10 protein-coding genes are annotated in these 13,913 nt (G+C 73.8%); 6 read left to right on the top strand and 4 right to left on the bottom strand.

Going from position 1 to position 13,913, the window contains the following annotated elements; genetic code table 11:
• Positions 1-160 precede the first annotated feature (160 nt).
• The 3 genes from lon (at position 161) to ACIQVZ_RS17015 (ending at position 4,441) form a co-directional block, all read left to right on the top strand.
• Entirely contained in the window at positions 161-2,557 is a 2,397-nt protein-coding gene (lon, locus tag ACIQVZ_RS17025) for an endopeptidase La (protein ID WP_350879638.1), read from the top strand.
• A 102-nt stretch (positions 2,558-2,659) separates the two neighbouring features.
• Entirely contained in the window at positions 2,660-3,202 is a 543-nt protein-coding gene (locus tag ACIQVZ_RS17020; protein WP_402450687.1) for a GtrA family protein, read from the top strand.
• A gap of 18 nt (positions 3,203-3,220) precedes the next feature.
• Positions 3,221-4,441, top strand: coding sequence for an ROK family transcriptional regulator (locus ACIQVZ_RS17015; protein WP_350879636.1), 1,221 nt, complete (start codon positions 3,221-3,223; stop codon positions 4,439-4,441).
• Positions 4,442-4,511: 70 nt separating this feature from the next.
• Here ACIQVZ_RS17015 and ACIQVZ_RS17010 read toward each other — a convergent pair whose 3' ends face one another.
• Complete coding sequence (locus ACIQVZ_RS17010; RefSeq protein ID WP_350879635.1) at positions 4,512-5,564, bottom strand: ABC transporter permease; 1,053 nt, start codon at positions 5,562-5,564, stop codon at positions 4,512-4,514.
• 112 nt (positions 5,565-5,676) lie between these two features.
• Between ACIQVZ_RS17010 and ACIQVZ_RS17005 the strand changes: the two genes are divergently transcribed.
• Positions 5,677-6,126 (top strand): MarR family winged helix-turn-helix transcriptional regulator, encoded by a 450-nt coding sequence (locus ACIQVZ_RS17005; protein WP_402450685.1) that lies wholly within the window; start codon positions 5,677-5,679, stop codon positions 6,124-6,126.
• 210 nt (positions 6,127-6,336) lie between these two features.
• Positions 6,337-7,884, top strand: a complete 1,548-nt coding sequence (locus ACIQVZ_RS17000; protein WP_402450682.1) for an MDR family MFS transporter — start codon at positions 6,337-6,339, stop codon at positions 7,882-7,884.
• A gap of 101 nt (positions 7,885-7,985) precedes the next feature.
• Here ACIQVZ_RS17000 and ACIQVZ_RS16995 read toward each other — a convergent pair whose 3' ends face one another.
• Positions 7,986-8,234, bottom strand: a complete 249-nt coding sequence (locus tag ACIQVZ_RS16995; RefSeq protein ID WP_063347835.1) for a hypothetical protein — start codon at positions 8,232-8,234, stop codon at positions 7,986-7,988.
• Positions 8,235-8,260: 26 nt separating this feature from the next.
• On the bottom strand, positions 8,261-9,445 hold the full coding sequence (locus ACIQVZ_RS16990) for an anion permease (protein ID WP_402450679.1): 1,185 nt from the start codon (positions 9,443-9,445) through the stop codon (positions 8,261-8,263).
• A 333-nt stretch (positions 9,446-9,778) separates the two neighbouring features.
• Here ACIQVZ_RS16990 and ACIQVZ_RS16985 point away from each other — a divergent pair, with 333 nt between their 5' ends.
• On the top strand, positions 9,779-11,401 hold the full coding sequence (locus ACIQVZ_RS16985) for a C40 family peptidase (protein WP_402450676.1): 1,623 nt from the start codon (positions 9,779-9,781) through the stop codon (positions 11,399-11,401).
• Between the two features lie 53 nt (positions 11,402-11,454).
• Here ACIQVZ_RS16985 and ACIQVZ_RS16980 read toward each other — a convergent pair whose 3' ends face one another.
• Positions 11,455-13,740, bottom strand: coding sequence for an FdhF/YdeP family oxidoreductase (locus ACIQVZ_RS16980; RefSeq protein ID WP_350879630.1), 2,286 nt, complete (start codon positions 13,738-13,740; stop codon positions 11,455-11,457).
• Between the last annotated feature and the right edge of the window lie 173 nt (positions 13,741-13,913).

Here is a 13,913-nt window from a genome sequence, read left to right as displayed (position 1 = left end):
GGGTGCCGCCCCGCGCGCTTTTGACGGCACGTCCCGCGCCCTCCCCCCGCTCGCTCCACACCCTCCTCCTGTTCGCTCATGGCGAACACCGCCCCGGGAACATCCGGCGCACGCCAGGCCTTAGTCAGGTCGACTCAACTTCACTGACTGGGGAGAGATCATGGCATCGACGTCCACACCGCTCACCCTGCCCGTGCTGCCGCTCGACGACGAGGTCGTCCTGCCGGGCATGGTCGTCCCGCTGGACCTCAAGGACACCGAGGTGCGCGCCGCGGTCGAGGCCGCCCGCGCGGCGGCCACCGGCACCGGCAAGCCGCAGGTCCTGCTGGTCCCGCGGGTGGACGGCTCGTACGCGGCGGTCGGCACCCTGGCCACCGTCGAGCAGGTCGGCCGGCTGGCCGACGGGGAGCCGGCCGCGCTGGTGCGCGCCGTGCGCCGGGTCCGCATCGGGGCCGGCACCACCGGCCCCGGCGCCGCCCTCTGGGTGGAGACCACGCCCTTCCGGGAGTCCTCGGTGGAGACCCCGGTGGCCGGCCGGGCCGCCGAGCTGGTCAAGGAGTACAAGGCGCTCTCCACCCAGTGGCTGCGCAGGCGCGGCGCCTGGCAGATCGTCGACCGGGTGGCCCAGATCGAGGGCGTCGGCGAGCTCGCCGACAACATCGGCTACGCGCCCTTCGCCACCGCCGAGCAGAAGCTCAAGGTGCTGCTGGAGGCCGACCAGGTCGCCCGCCTGGAGTACGCGCTGACCCTGCTGCGCGACCACCTCGCCGAGGAGGAGGTCAACGACACCATCCGCAAGGACGTCGAGGAGGGCGTGGCCAAGCAGCAGAAGGAGTTCCTGCTCCGCCGCCAGCTGGAGGCCGTCCGCAAGGAACTGGCCGAGCTCAACGGCGACCCGGCCGACGAGGAGGGCGACTACCGCGCCCGGGTCGAGGCCGCCGACCTGCCCGAGAAGGTCCGCGACGCGGCCCTCAAGGAGGTCGACAAGCTGGAGCGGGCCTCCGAGCAGTCCCCCGAGGGGCCCTGGATCCGCACCTGGCTGGACACCGTCCTGGAGCTGCCCTGGAACGAGCGCACCGAGGACGCGTACGACATCGCCGGCGCCCGCGCGGTGCTGGACGCCGACCACGCCGGCCTGGCCGACGTGAAGGACCGCATCGTCGAGTACCTCGCGGTGCGCAAGCGCCGGGCCGACCAGGGGCTCGGGCTGGTCGGCGGCCGGCGCGGCGGCGCGGTGCTGGCGCTGGTCGGTCCGCCCGGCGTCGGCAAGACCTCGCTCGGCGAGAGCGTGGCCCGCGCCATGGGCCGCACCTTCGTCCGGGTCGCGCTCGGCGGCGTCCGGGACGAGGCCGAGATCCGCGGCCACCGGCGCACCTACGTCGGCGCGCAGCCCGGCCGGCTCGTGCGGGCGATCAAGGAGGCCGGCTCGATGAACCCGGTCGTCCTGCTCGACGAGATCGACAAGGTCGGCTCCGACTACCGGGGCGACCCGGCCGCCGCCCTGCTGGAGGTGCTGGACCCGGCGCAGAACCACACCTTCCGGGACCACTACCTGGAGGTCGAACTCGACCTCTCGGACGTCGTCTTCCTCGCCACCGCCAACGTGCTGGAGGCCATCCCCGAGCCGCTGCTCGACCGGATGGAGCTCGTCCGCCTCGACGGCTACACCGAGGACGAGAAGGTCGTCATCGCCCGCGACCACCTGCTCCCGCGCCAGCGCGAGAAGGCCGGACTGGGCGGCGACCAGGTCAGCGTCGACGACGCGGCACTGCGCCGACTGGCCGGGGAGTACACCCGGGAGGCCGGCGTGCGGAACCTGGAGCGCTCGATCGCCCGGGTGCTGCGCAGGATCGCCGCCCAGGCCGAACTCGGCGAGCGCGAACTGCCCGCCGCGATCGGCCCGGACGAGCTGCGCGCCCTGATCGGCCGGCCCCACCACGTGCCGGAGGCCGCCCAGGCGCCGGCCGAGCGGCGCACCGCGGTCCCCGGCGTGGCCACCGGCCTCGCCGTGACCGGCGCCGGCGGCGACGTCCTCTACATCGAGGCCTCGCTCGCCGACGCCGAGACCGGCGGCACCGGACTCACCCTCACCGGGCAGCTGGGCGACGTGATGAAGGAGTCCGCGCACATCGCGCTCTCCTACCTGCGCTCGCGCGGCGCCGAACTGGAGCTGCCGGTCACCTCGCTGCGCGACCGCGGCGTGCACCTGCACGTCCCCGCCGGGGCCGTCCCCAAGGACGGGCCGAGCGCCGGCATCACCATGACCACGGCGCTCGCCTCGCTGCTGTCCGGCCGCAAGGTGCGCACCGACCTGGCGATGACCGGCGAGGTGTCGCTGACCGGGCGGGTGCTGCCGATCGGCGGGGTGAAGCAGAAGCTGCTCGCCGCCGACCGGGCCGGCGTCACCACGGTGATCATCCCCAAGCGCAACGAGGCCGACCTGGACGACGTCCCGGCCGAGGTGCTGGAGCGGCTCACCGTCCACCCGGTGGCGGACGTGCGGGAGGTGCTGGAGCTGGCCCTGGAGCCGGCCAAGGTCCTGGCCGCGGCGGCCTGACCCGGCCGCGCCGGGTCGGCGGGAGGACTGGCGGGAGGAGCGACGGAGGACTGGCGGGAGGAGCGACGGGAGGACGGCGTCCGCGCGTGCCACACTGCGGAGATGCCGTCCCCCACGCAGCGCGCCCTGGCCCGGGTGCCGGCCCGGCTGCGTCCGTTCCTGGTGCGGCACCGCAGGCTGGTGAAGTTCCTGCTGGTCGGCGGTGCCTGCTTCACCCTCACCCTGGTGATCGACTTCGAGCTGAAGTTCACCGTGCTGGGGCACAAGCCGGTGGTCGCGCTGACGATCGCGACCGTGCTCTCGACCGTCGTCTCCTACGTGCTCAACCGCCGCTGGGCCTTCCGGACGGCCGGGCACCCGCGCGAGGCACTGCTGTTCTTCCTGGTCAGCGCCATGGCGATCGCCGTCAACGACCTGCCGCTGGCACTCTCCCGCTACGCCCTGGACCTGCGCGAGCCGTACGTCGGCCCGTTCGTCCAGGAGACCGCGGACTTCCTCAGCGGGATGGTCGTCGGCACCTTCGCCGCGATGCTGTTCCGCTTCTGGGCGATGCAGCGGTGGGTCTTCACCCGGCCCGCCGAACGGGCGCACCCGGGGTACGAACCCGGTTACGCTGCACCCGAGATGCCACGGGATGCGCCATGAGGCCGTGAGGTGAGGGTGATGCGCGGGGAACCGGACGCGGTTCGGAGCGGGCCCGCCAGCCAGCAGGGGATGCGCCGGGCCAACCTGGCCCTGGTGCTCGGGGTGATCGCGCGCGCCCCGCGCTCCCGGGCCGAGGTGGCCGCCGAGACCGGGCTGACCAGGGCCGCCGTCTCCTCGCTCGCCGAGCAGCTGATCGCCGGCGGCCTGGTCGTCGAGGAGGGCCCGGCCGCGCCCAGCGGCAAGGTGGGCCGCCCCGGCACCGCGCTCGGGCTCAACCCGCTCGGGCCCGGCGGCCTCGGCGCCGAGATCGGCGTGGAGCACCTCGGCGCCTGCGTGGTCGACCTGAGCGGCGAGGTCCGGACCTGGCGCCGCCGCGAGGTCCGCAACCGGGGCCGCCGGCCCGCCGCGGTCATGGCCGACCTCGCCGAACTGCTGCACGCGGCCGTCGCCGAGTCGGGCCTGCGCCCGGCCGGGCTGACCCTGGCCGTCCCCGGGCTGGTCGGCACCTCCGGCGGGGTGCTCCAGCGGGCCGCCAACCTGGGCTGGCGGGACGTCCCGCTGGCGGCCGAACTGCGCCCGGCGCTGCGCGCGGCCGGCGCGGCCGAACTGGCCGAGCTGCCGGTCGAGGCGGACAACGAGGCCAACCTGGGCGGGCTGGCCGAACGGTGGCTGGGCGGCGGGCCGGAGGACTTCCTGTACGTCTCGGCCGAGGCCGGCGTCGGCGCGGCGATCGTGGTCGGCGGGCGGCTGCTGCGCGGGGCGCGCGGCTACGCGGGCGAGTTCGGCCACGTACCCGTCCACCCGGACGGCCACCGCTGCGCCTGCGGCGCGCACGGCTGCCTGGAGCAGTACGCGGGGGAGGCGGCCGTGCTGCGGGCGGCCGGGCCGGCGGGCGCGCGGGGCGACTGGGTGACGCTGCTCGCCGGGCGGGCCGGGGCCGGGGACGAGCCGGCCCTCGCGGTGCTGGCCGGGGCCGGTTCGGCGCTGGGCATCGCGGCCGCCGGGGCGGTCAACCTGCTGGACCCGGCCGAGGTGGTGCTGGGCGGCGGCTACGCCCGGCTGGCGCCCTGGCTGCTGCCGGCGATGCGGGCCGAGCTGGCCGCCCGGGTGACGGTGCGGCCGTGGTCGGACGAGCGGCTGACGGTGTCCCGGCTGGGCCGGCGCGGGCCGCTGTTGGGCGCCGCGGTGGGCGTGGTGCGGGCGGTCGTCGCGGACCCGGGCCGGCTCGCCTGCGGCTGACCTCCCGGCCCCGGACGCACCCGAGCCCCCGGCCGGGCGGCCGGGGGCTCGGGGTGGGGAACGCGGGGGATCAGGCCTCGGCGGACGCCTCGGCGGCGACGATCTCGCGGCCGCCGGAGCGCGGGCCGCGCAGCACGGCCAGGTAGGCGACGCCGATGCCGATCAGCGCCCAGACCACCAGGACCACGATCGGCATGCCCAGGTTGGTGGAGCCGAAGTAGGCGATCGACTTGGTGGCACTGGTCCCGGCGCCGTTCGGGATCAGCGAGCCGATGGCCCGCCAGAACGGCGGCATCATCGGTGCCGGGTAGACGCCGCCGGCGCTCGGGTTGCCCAGCACCACGAAGATCAGCACCGCGACGCCGATGCCGATGACGTCGAACAGGCACTGCAGTGCCATGGTGAACGCGCCGACCGTGAACACCACCAGGGCGCCGATGCCGGTCAGGGCCAGGATCGAGCCGGGCAGCGCGTCCAGCACCGGCCCGGCGATGATCGTGCCGCCGAGGCCGGCGCCGACCGAGTACAGCGCCAGCACGCCGAGGCGGATCAGCAGGCGGTGGACGTTGGCGGGCTTGGAGCCGGCGCTGATGCCGAGGATCGAGGCGACCAGGTAGCCGCCGACGCACCAGCCGATGACCAGGTAGAACGCGGAGAGGCCGTTGGTGTCGCCCTTGGCGAGCGGCACGACGTCCTCGACCTTGACGGTGCGGCCCTGGGACTTGTCCAGCGCGGTGGTGATGGACTCGGCGGCCTTGGCGGCGGAGGTGCCGCGGGCGCCGCCGACCAGCAGGGTGTCCTCGGTGCCGGTCGGGTTCACGACCAGCGCCGCGTAGATCTTCTGGTCCTTGATCTGCTGGGTGGCCGTCTCGGCGTCCGGGGCGGTGACGGCCTTGACGGCGTCGTCCGGTACGGATTCCAGCCCCTGGACCAGCTTGGGGGCGACCTGCGGCGGGGCGACCACCGCGATCGACAGCTCGTGCGGGGCCGGGTGGTGCAGTGCCCCGACGTACGAGGTGATGAAGCCGAGCTGCAGCAGCAGCACGCCGATCACGAGCAGTGCCGCACGCGGTGTGACCGCGCCCTTCAGTTCAGCGACGAAACCCTGCCCCGGGGCGGCCATCCGCATCTCCTTGTGTATGGGGGGAAAACGGATACTTCATACCATGAACTAGTTGGCTTGTCGCACCCCGCGCGCCGGGTTCCGGCCAGTGCGGCTGCGGGATACTGGCGCGGTGAGTGACGAGGAATCCCTGCTGGCGGTGGAGCGCGAGGTCGCGCTGATGTTCCGGCGGGGCCGGGCCCGAGTGGCGGAGCTCTCACGCCGGGTGCATCCCGAGCTGGAGGGGATGGCCTACAGCATGCTCGGCTACATCGAGCAGGCCGGACGGGTGCGGGTGACGGACGTCGGCGTGCACTTCGCGGTCGGCAAGGCCACGGTGAGCCGGCAGATCCGGGCACTGGAGGAGCTGGGCCTGGTGGCCCGGGAGGCGGATCCGCTGGACCGCCGGGCCGCGCTGGTCTCGCTGACCGAGGACGGGCGGCGCCGCTACCTGGCGGCCCGGGACGTCCGGATGCGGCGGGTGCGGGAGCTGCTGGGCAACTGGTCGCCGGAGGACGTGGACCGCTTCGCGGTGCTGCTGCACCGCTTCAACGACGTGATCGGGGAGCCGCCGGCGGAGTGACCGGTGGCCGGATCCCGGGGCCGGGGCCGGTTCGTGGCGGTCGGAGCCGGGTCCGGGGCGGTGGCCGGGGCGGTGGCCGGGGCGAGGACTTTACTTGGGCTTGAAGAAAGTTGCCTTAGTCAACCATCGGGCCTATGGTTGCGTAAGGCAACGATTTTCCCTGCCCGCGCACCCCCGCCCCCCGCTCACTCCTCCCGCCGAAGGACCCAGATGACCGTCACAGCCGAGGCGACCGTCGGAGCCGCCGTCGACGATCAACCGATGACCCACCGGCAGGTGATGGAGGCGCTGTCCGGCCTGCTGCTCGGCCTCTTCGTGGCCGTGCTCTCGTCGACCGTCGTCTCCAACGCCCTGCCGCACATCCTCACCGACCTGCACGGCGGCCAGTCCGCCTACACCTGGGTGATCACCGCGGCCCTGCTGACCCTGACCGCCTCCACCCCGATCTGGGGCAAGCTCTCCGACCTCGTCAGCAAGAAGCTGCTGCTCCAGATAGCCCTGCTGATCTACATCGCCACCTCCGCCCTGGCCGGCCTCTCCCAGAACACCGCCGAGCTGATCGCCTGCCGCGCCCTCCAGGGCATCGGCGCCGGCGGTGTGGTCGCGCTGGGCCAGATCTGCCTGGCCGCGATGGTCCCGCCGCGCGAGCGCGGCCGTTACAGCGGCTACTTCGGCGCGGTCTTCGCGCTGGCCACCATCGGCGGCCCGCTGATCGGCGGCGTCATCGTGGACACCTCGTGGCTGGGCTGGCGCTGGTGCTTCTACGTCGGCATCCCGTTCGCGCTGGCCGCGATCCTGGTGGTGCAGCGCACCCTCAAGCTGCCGGTGGTCAAGCGCAAGGCGAAGATCGACTACCTGGGCGCGCTGGTCATCACCGGCGCCGTCAGCCTGCTGATGATCTGGATCACGCTGGCCGGCACGAACTACGACTGGCTGTCCTGGCAGACCGCCGCGATGGTCGGCGGCGGCCTGCTGCTGGGCGCCCTCGCCGTGGTGGTCGAGCGCCGCGCCGCCGAGCCGATCATCCCGCCGGACCTCTTCAAGTACCGCACCGTCACCCTGGCCGCGGTGGCCAGCGTGCTGGTCGGCGTCGGGATGTACGGCGCGACCACCTTCCTCAGCCAGTACTTCCAGCTGGCCCGCGCCAAGTCCCCGACCATGGCCGGCCTGATGACCCTGCCGATGATCCTCGGCCTGGCGCTCGCCTCCACCGTCGCCGGCCGACTGATCACCAAGTACGGCAAGTGGAAGGCCTACCTGGTCGCCGGCACGGCGCTGCTCGCGATCGGCTTCGGCCTGCTCGCCACCGCCCGCGTCGACACCGACTACAAGCTGCTCTGCGTCTACATGGCGATCACCGGCATCGGCCTCGGCCTGACCAGCCAGAACCTGGTGCTCGCGGTGCAGAACACGGTGCCGCGCCACGAGCTCGGCGCGGCCAGCTCCGTGGTGACCTTCTTCCGCACCGTGGGCGGCGCGATGGGCGTCTCCGCGCTCGGCGCGCTGATGAACAGCAAGGTGACCCACTACCTCGCGGAGAACCTGGCCGCCGCGCACATCCCGGCCGCGAGCGCGGCCGGCGGCGGGGGCATCCCGGACCTGCACAAGCTGCCCGCCCCGATCGTCCCGCTGGTGACGGACGCGTTCGGGCACGGCGTCGGCACCGTCTTCCTGTGGGCCGCGCCGTTCGCGGCGCTGGCCTTCGTCACGGTGCTGTTCATCCGGGAGACCGCGCTGAGGACCAGCCAGCAGGGCTGACCCCGGGCGGGGACGCGCGAACGGGCCGGGGAGTGTGGATCACACTCCCCGGCCCGTCGGGTTCGTCCCGCGCGCGGACGGCGGGAACCGTCGGCCGCGCCCTACGGCGCGGCGATCAGGACCAGACCGTAGACGACGGCCGCGGCGCAGAGGCCGAAGCAGGCGTAGGCGCCGGCCAGGGCCAGCCGGCCGCCGCCCGGCTCCTGGGCGGCCTCGCCCTCGCGGGCGCTCAGCGCGGCCTCGCGCCGGGACAGGGCCAGGATGCCGAGTGCGAAGACGGAGACCACGGCGACGGTGATGCCGAAGCTGGCACCGGCGGTCTGGGCCAGGGCGTTCCACTTGATGTGCATGGCGGGTGCTCCTCAGCCTGCGGCGCTCAGGCCGCGACCGTGGTCGAGGCGGGGGTGGGGGCGTTCGCGGGGGCGGCGGTGGCGGGGACCTCCACCGGGGTGACGTCGTTGACGTCGTTGACGTTGTCCGCGCCGACCGGCTGGCGGCGGGAGATCAGCCACATCGCGCCGGAGCCGGCCACCAGCACGGCGCCCACCAGGACGATGCCCCAGGTGCCCTGGCGGACCAGCAGCGCGGCGCCGCCCGAGACCAGCGCGGCGGCCGGCAGGGTCAGCGCCCAGGTGTAGACCATGCGGCGCACCAGGCTCCAACGCAGCTCGGCCTTCGGGCCGCCGAGGCCGGCGCCCATGATGCCGCCCGAGCAGACCTGGGTGGTGGAGAGGCCGAAGCCCATGTGCGAGGAGGTCAGGATGACGGTCGCGGCGGCCGACTCGGAGGCGAAGCCCTGCGGCGCCTTGATGTCGGCGAGGCCCTTGCCCATCGAGCGGATGATCCGCCAGCCGCCCATGTAGGTGCCGAGCGCGATCGCGGCGCCCGCGGAGATGATCACCCAGGTGGGCGGCAGCGCGCCGTGCGGCAGGGCGCCGACCGACACCAGGGTCAGGGTGATGATGCCCATCGTCTTCTGGGCGTCGTTGGTGCCGTGCGCGAGCGAGATCAGCGAGGACGAGAAGATCTGGCCGGTCTTGAAGCCCTTGGTGGCGGTGGCCTCGTTGCCCTTGCGGGTGATCGCGTAGGCCAGCTTGGTGGCGCCCCAGGAGGCCAGGCCGGCGACCAGCGGGGAGGCGATCGCCGGGATCAGGATCTTGGAGAGGACGGTGTCGAAGTTGACGCCGTTCATGCCGACGCCCACGACGGTGGCGCCGATCAGACCGCCGTACAGCGCGTGCGAGGAACTGGACGGCAGGCCGCGCAGCCAGGTCAGCAGGTTCCAGAGGATCGCGCCCGCCAGTGCGGCGAAGATGATCTCGGGGTGGATGCCGCTCTTCTCGTTGACGATGCCGCCGGAGATGGTGGTGGCGACCTTCACGGACAGGAACGCGCCCGCGAAGTTGAGGACGGCCGCGATGGTGACCGCGACCTTCGGCCGGAGGGCTCCCGTCGCGATGGAGGTGGCCATCGCGTTGGCGGTGTCGTGGAACCCGTTGGTGAAGTCGAAGGCGAGCGCCGTGATGATCACAACGGCTACCAGGAACGAGATGTGTTCCATACCCAAACAATCGTCGTAGTTGTCGCACGGACGTTGGTGTCGTCGCGACCGTAGGTCTGTTTGGTAAACGGAAGGTGAACTGAGCCGGGAATCGTGGTTCCGCTGGTGTCCCGGTGGTGTCCGGAGGCTTTCGAAAGGGTGTCGGCGGTCGCGCTGAGCTGGACATTAGCGAAGTTCGCCCCGGTTCGCTCCGGTTTGCTGAGAGCTGTCTCACAGATCAACCGAGAATTAACCTCCCAGTCCGGATGCGCCCTGTTTCCGGTGAGTAACCCGTGGGAGGATCTGCGGGATCCGGGGACGCCGGTGACAGGCTGGGGCGGGGAGGACCAACCCATGGGCGGGGCTGCACAGCGCACTGAAACGGCAGTCGTACGGCCCTGGCTGCGGGCGGCACTGCGCTGCGGAGCCGCCCTCGCGGCCGCCGCGCTCGCCCTCCCGCTCGCCGCGCAGGCCGCGTACGCCGCCCCCGACCCGGGCGCGTCGATCACCGCGGCCAGCCCGGGCGACGACCCGCTCGCCGCCGCCAAGGCCACCCTCGGCCCGCTGCTCGACCAGCTGCACACGCTCTACCAGAGCGCCGAGACCGCCACCGAGCAGTACAACGGCGCCGTCGCCAAGGTCGCCGAGCAGCAGGCCGCGCTCACCGACCTCCAGGGCCGGCTGGACCGCCAGCAGAAGCAGGTCGACGCCGGCACCGACATCGCCTCCCAGCTCGCCGCCGCCCAGTACCGCAACGGCGCCGCCTCCGCCTACGCCGAACTGCTGCTCTCCAAGGACCCGTACGAGGCCGTCACCATCGCGGAACTGCTCACCGCCGCCAGCCGCTCGCAGTCCGAGTTCCTGGACCGGCTGAAGACCGACCGCGAGGCCCTCGCCGGCCTGACGAAGCAGACCGAGGACGCGCTCAAGACCTCGCAGGCTCTGGTCACCGAGCAGGACGCCGCCAAGGCCAAGGTCGCCACCGACCTCGCCTCCGTCGAGCAGCTGGTCTCCTCGCTCACCGGCGCCCAGCGCACCGAACTGGAGAAGCTGGAGAAGGCCAAGGCCGACGAGGCCCAGCTCGCCTTCCTCGCCTCCGGCGCCCTCGGCAAGGGCGAGCGCACCCCGTCGGCGGCCGGCCGCACCGCCGTCGCCTTCGCGCTCGCCCAGCTCAACAAGCCGTACCTGTGGGGCGGCGCGGGGCCGGACTCCTTCGACTGCTCGGGCCTCACCTCGCAGGCCTGGCTGCACGCCGGGCTGCCGATCCCGCGCACCAGCCAGGAGCAGTGGGCCCAGCTCCCGCACATCGCGCTGAACCAGCTCCGCCCCGGCGACCTGGTCATCTACTTCGAGGGCGCCACGCACGTCGCGATGTACATCGGCGGCGGGCTGGTCGTCCAGGCGCCCCGGCCGGGCGCCGTCATCAAGGTGTCGCCGATCGGCTCGATGCCGATCCTCGGGGCGGTGCGGCCCGACCCGTCCGGCGCGGCGGACGAGGCCGGCGGCAGCTGGAAGGTGCCAGACCTGCCCGCCGGCTGGGACACCGTCACCCCGATCGCGCCCAGCCCGGCCAACCAGGTCCCGACCGCCCCGGCCCCCGGCACGCCCGCCAACCCGCCGGCCACCCCGGGCGCGCCGTCCACCACCCCGGGCACGCCCGCGGACACCGGCACCGGCACGCCGTCCGGCACCGGAACGCCCGCCGACCCGGGGACGCCGTCCGGCACCGGCACCACCGCCCCCGGCACGCCCACGCCGACCCCGACCCCGACCCCGACCCCGACCCCGACCGGGACCGGCACCGGGACGGGCACCCCGGCGACGCCCACCCCGACCGGCACGGGCCCGGCGACGCCCACCCCGACCGGCACCGGAACCCCGGGTTCCACCGGCACCGCCGCCTCCACCACCACCGGTTCGGCGAGCGCCGGGGCCCCGGGCAGCGCCACCGCGACACTGCCGCTCGGCACCAACTGAGTCACGGCGAAGGCCGCCCGGCGTCCACGGACACCGGGCGGCCTTCGCGCGCGTCACGCCGGGGCGCCGGTGTCCGGCTCGAAGCGGACGACCACGGCCTTGGAGGTCGGCGTGTTGCTGATGTCGGCGGTGGAGTCCAGCGGGACGAGCACATTGGTCTCCGGGTAGTAGGCCGCCGCGCCGCCGCGGGCCACCGGGTAGTGGACCACCCGGAAGTGCGGGGCGCGCCGCTCGACGCCGTCCCGCCACTCGCTCACCAGGTCGACGAAGTCGCCCTCGGCCAGGCCGAGTTCGGCGGCGTCGGCCGGGTTGACCAGGACCACCCGGCGGCCGCCCTTGATGCCCCGGTAGCGGTCGTCCAGGCCGTAGACGGTGGTGTTGTACTGGTCGTGCGAGCGCAGCGTCTGCAGCAGCAGGCGGCCCGGCGGGACCTCGGGGGCGGTGAGCGGGTTGACGGTGAAGTTGGCCTTGCCGGTCGCGGTGGGGAAGGTCCGGGAGTCGCGCGGGCCGTGCGGCAGGGTGAAGCCGCCGGGGCGGCGGACCTTCTCGTTGTAGTCCTCGAAGCCGGGGACGACCCGGGCGATCCGGTCCCGCAGGGTGTCGTAGTCGGTGGCGAAGTCCTCCCACGGCACGGTGTCCCCGGGGCCGAGGGCGGCGCGGGCCAGCCGGCAGACGATCGCGGTCTCGGAGAGCAGGCCCGGGGCGGGCGGGCGCAGGCCGCCGCGCGAGGAGTGCACCTGGCCCATCGAGTCCTCGACGCTGACGAACTGGGCGCCGGCGCCGGTGACGTCCCGGTCGGTGCGGCCCAGGGTGGGCAGGATCAGTGCGCGGGCGCCGGTGACCACGTGCGAGCGGTTGAGCTTGGTGGAGACGTGCACGGTCAGCCGGCAGCGGCGCATCGCCGCCTCGGTGACGTCGGTGTCCGGGGTGGCCGCGACGAAGTTGCCGCCCATCGCGAAGAACACCCCGACCCGGCCGTCGCGCATCGCCCGGATGGTGTCCACCGAGTCGAGGCCGTGCGCGCGCGGCGGCTCGAAGCCGAACTCCTCGCCGAGCGCGTCCAGGAAGGCCGTCGAGGGCCGCTCGAAGATGCCCATCGTCCGGTCGCCCTGGACGTTGCTGTGCCCGCGCACCGGGCAGACCCCGGCACCCGGACGGCCGACGTTGCCGCGCAGCAGCAGGAAGTTGACCACCTCGCGGATGGTCGGGACGGCGTGCTTGTGCTGGGTGAGGCCCATCGCCCAGCAGACGATGATCTTCCGGGAGCCCAGCACCAGCCGGCCGAGCTCCTCGATCTGCTCCCACGGCAGGCCGGTCGCGGCGAGCACCTCGGCGCGGTCGGTCGTGCCCGCCTGCGCCTCGAACTCCTCGAAGCCGTGGCAGTGTTCGGTGACGAAGGCGTGGTCGACGCCGTCCTGCTCCAGGATCATCCGGTTGAGCGCGCGGAACAGCGCCAGGTCCCCGCCGAGGCGGATCTGCAGGAACAGGTCGGTCAGCTTGGTGCCGTGGCCGACCAGGCCGCGCGCGTGCTGCGGGTTCTTGAAGCGCTCCAGGCCGGCCTCCGGCAGCGGGTTCACGCTGACGATGGTGGCGCCGGCCCGCTTGGCGCGCTCCAGCGCGGAGAGCATCCGGGGGTGGTTGGTGCCCGGGTTCTGACCGGCCACGATGATCAGGTCGGCCTGGTAGAGGTCCTTGAGGCTGACGCTGCCCTTGCCGACGCCGAGCGTCTCGGTGAGCGCCGAGCCGGACGACTCGTGGCACATGTTGGAGCAGTCCGGCAGGTTGTTGGTGCCCAGCCGGCGGGCGAACAGCTGGTACGCGAAGGCGGCCTCGTTGCTGGTCCGCCCGGAGGTGTAGAAGGCGGCGCCGTCCGGGGTGTCCAGGGCGCGCAGCTCCTCGGCGATCAGCGCGAAGGCGTCGTCCCAGGAGACCGGCGTGTAGTGGGTGGCGCCCTCGTCGAGCAGCATCGGCTGGGTGAGCCGGCCCTGCTGGCCCAGCCAGTAGCCGGAGCGCTCGGCCAGCTCGGCGACCGGGTGGGCGGCGAAGAACTCGGCGCGGATCCGGCGCTCGGTGGCCTCCTCGGCGACGGCCTTGGCGCCGTTCTCGCAGAACTCCGCGGTGTGCGTCCTGCCCGGCTCCGGCCAGGCGCAGCCGGGGCAGTCGAAGCCGTCCGGCTGGTTGACCTTGCGCAGCGTGGCGAGGGTGCGGAGGGTGCCCATCTGCTCGGCGGCCATCCGCAGGCTGTGGCCGACCGCGGGCAGCCCGGCCGCCGCGTGCTGGGGCGCGGACACCTCGGGGGCGTCCTGCGCCGGGTCGCTCTGCGGGGCCTGCTTGGCCATGACCGCTTCTCCTCGGCTCTGCTCGTCCGGCGGCCGCGACACCGGGGCCGCCGGGCCCGCCGCTTCGGCACGGGGGCTCGGGGCCCATCCTTCCACCCGGGTGCGGACGGGGGGAGGGGGGTCGAACGGGTCTTCGGGCCCTGAACCCGCGGCCGGGCCGCCCCGGGGCCCGC

It is taken from the genome of Kitasatospora sp. NPDC098663 (genome assembly GCF_044760075.1).
Taxonomy (GTDB): Bacteria; Actinomycetota; Actinomycetes; order Streptomycetales; family Streptomycetaceae; genus Kitasatospora.
Note: the sequence above shows the minus strand (reverse complement) of the source record. Positions and strands in the feature narration are given on the sequence as shown.

Coding starts and splice junctions, on each gene's coding strand:
- lon (WP_350879638.1), top strand. CDS start 161: ATGGCATCGACGTCCACACCGCTCACCCTGCCCGTGCTGCCGCTCGAC.
- ACIQVZ_RS17020 (WP_402450687.1), top strand. CDS start 2,660: ATGCCGTCCCCCACGCAGCGCGCCCTGGCCCGGGTGCCGGCCCGGCTG.
- ACIQVZ_RS17015 (WP_350879636.1), top strand. CDS start 3,221: ATGCGCGGGGAACCGGACGCGGTTCGGAGCGGGCCCGCCAGCCAGCAG.
- ACIQVZ_RS17010 (WP_350879635.1), bottom strand. CDS start 5,564: ATGGCCGCCCCGGGGCAGGGTTTCGTCGCTGAACTGAAGGGCGCGGTC.
- ACIQVZ_RS17000 (WP_402450682.1), top strand. CDS start 6,337: ATGACCGTCACAGCCGAGGCGACCGTCGGAGCCGCCGTCGACGATCAA.
- ACIQVZ_RS16995 (WP_063347835.1), bottom strand. CDS start 8,234: ATGCACATCAAGTGGAACGCCCTGGCCCAGACCGCCGGTGCCAGCTTC.
- ACIQVZ_RS16990 (WP_402450679.1), bottom strand. CDS start 9,445: ATGGAACACATCTCGTTCCTGGTAGCCGTTGTGATCATCACGGCGCTC.
- ACIQVZ_RS16985 (WP_402450676.1), top strand. CDS start 9,779: ATGGGCGGGGCTGCACAGCGCACTGAAACGGCAGTCGTACGGCCCTGG.
- ACIQVZ_RS16980 (WP_350879630.1), bottom strand. CDS start 13,740: ATGGCCAAGCAGGCCCCGCAGAGCGACCCGGCGCAGGACGCCCCCGAG.